1 protein-coding gene is annotated in these 1,364 nt (G+C 43.4%); it reads right to left on the bottom strand.

The features are described from left to right. Window positions 1-69: 69 nt before the first annotated feature. The gene (locus tag D0S45_20325; GenBank protein ID TIH08936.1) at window positions 70-1,245 is read right to left on the bottom strand and encodes an ISL3 family transposase; all 1,176 of its coding nucleotides are present in this window, start codon (window positions 1,243-1,245) and stop codon (window positions 70-72) included. Between the last annotated feature and the right edge of the window lie 119 nt (window positions 1,246-1,364).

Here is a 1,364-nt window from a genome sequence, read left to right as displayed (position 1 = left end):
GGGGTCTACACCAAAGAAAGGGGCGATAGCCCGATTGACCAAATTTCCAACCGTTAATTTTCTTATCGACTACCCGCACAAAACGCGTACACGCAGTCGATAATTTTCAAAGTTTCTAAACCCGTATGCCCGCCTTTGGATGAGCTTCATCTTACGATGAAATCCTTCGGTGATTCCGTTGTTTTTGACGTAACGAAACATCCGGCCCACTTCCTCTTTCCAGCTGTTTAAAGTTTTGCCCAGCGTCCGAAGCGGCGCAAAAGGACTCTGCTGAAGTTGCCATATTTTATCAAGCAGTCTGGAAATATATTTCCCACAATTTACATGGTTTTGTGCCCTAGTTCTAAGAAGATCATTCAATTCATGACAGAATTCATAAATGCTTTTTATGGCTGGTTGCTCTTCAAAATACCTTGCTAAAAGGCTTTTCCTTTTATCTGTCAAACGGTCCTGCCGACACAGCATGGCCCGCAAAATTCCACCCCGCCCATATGAAATATTTTCTTCATCGATTAGCTTACAGGTTTTGGTGAAATGTTGGTTCACTAACCTGATAACGTGAAATCGATCAGACACAATCTGTGCATTCGGAAACCAGTTTTTCACCATGTGTCGATAGGCTGAATTCATATCGATACAAACTACTTTTACCTTGCTTAGTCCTTTAAGAGTCCTGAGAAAAGGAAGTAATTCAGCGGCACTGCGACCCATGGCTATGTCAAAAATCTTGTTGTTCGCAAGGTCGCAAAACGTAGTTGAAAACCCAACTTTGCGGGTGAAACGGTGTTCATCAATTCCGAGATAACGTGGACATTTCCAGTTGCTGCGCTGCCGAACTTTCAGATCAATTACATGATGATAAAATCGTTCCACGCTGGAAACACCGATCCCGTTTTCGCTGGCAATGGTCTTGTTGCAGGAGCCGTTGTTGTATTGCCGAAAAACTTCGCGCTTTAAAATCTCAGTTGAACGGCTCCACTTCTTAACTCCATCCATACGAGTGTTAAAATACCTGCCGCAATCCTTGCAGTGATGCTTGTGGCACTTCACTCGCAGAATCGATGCTCGACCATTATGCGGAATGCTTTTAATAAATCGCCGGAACGTGTCCTTGATCCGAAAGGAAGAACTTCGGCATCTTGGACAAACGGGGGTRCCTGTCCACTCTACTTCTAAAATTATCGGATAATATGACATCACATTTTTGATTGCAAAATCGGGCAGACCGATTAAAATCCGATCCATAAATTGATCTCCTTTCTGTGGTAGGAAATTTGATCAACTTATAAGGCATATCGAGTCGGTTCGGTATGCCTTTCTTTTTATCGGATTAGTCTATCGCCCCTTTCTTTGAGGTAGAGCCC

This window comes from Marinifilum sp. JC120 (assembly GCA_004923195.1).
GTDB lineage: Bacteria > Desulfobacterota > Desulfovibrionia > Desulfovibrionales > Desulfovibrionaceae > Maridesulfovibrio.
This window is presented reverse-complemented; position numbering and strand designations above follow the sequence as displayed.